This window comes from Mesorhizobium sp. P3_A2, assembly GCF_056403115.1.
The window spans coordinates 1-607 of sequence record NZ_JBFUGC010000055.1 but is presented as its reverse complement, the minus strand read 5'-3'; the positions used below and the strand labels follow the sequence as shown (position 1 = coordinate 607).

1 protein-coding gene is annotated in these 607 nt (G+C 68.4%); it reads left to right on the top strand.

Features of this window, described 5'->3' with window-relative positions; all coding sequences use genetic code 11:
* The coding region (locus tag AC1DXM_RS31980; RefSeq protein WP_477239557.1) for a condensation domain-containing protein at positions 1-607 on the top strand (607 nt) is incomplete at both ends.

The window sequence follows — 607 nt, the reverse complement described above, 5'->3', positions numbered from 1 at the left end:
GCGGAGCCGGAGGTCAGCTTCAACTATCTCGGCCGGATCGGTGGGGAGCCGGAGGCGCTGTTCACGTTTGCGGACGAGGCGACCGGGCCATGGCGGGCGGCCTCGGCGCGACGGCGGTTCCTGATTGACTTCAACGCCGTGGTGGTCGACCGGCGCCTGCAGGTGCACTGGACCTACTCGCCCGCCCGCCATAACCCCGACACCATCGAACGCCTCGCCAAAAGCTTCGAAGACGAGCTGGCCGGTCTCATGGACGCAAGCGGCCCGGCGGCGGAGTCTTATCCGCTGACGCCGGTCCAAGAAGGGATCCTGTTCCACACCCAGTTGGAGCCGAGCGCTTATGTCGTGCAACTGGCTGTTGAGCTCGAAAGCGAGTTCGACCGCGCGCGCTTCGCCTCGGCGTGGAATGCGATCGTAGCGCGCCACGACGCGCTGCGGACGCGGTTTTCGTGGCGCGACGGCGAGCCGCTTCAGTGGGTTGAGCCGGTGGCCAAACTTCCGCTTGTCTGGTTGGACTGGAGCGACGATCCGGCGGGCCGGCTGGAAGAGCATCTGCGCGAGGATCGGCGGCGCGGCTTCGCGCTCGACCGGGCGCCGCTGGCGCGCG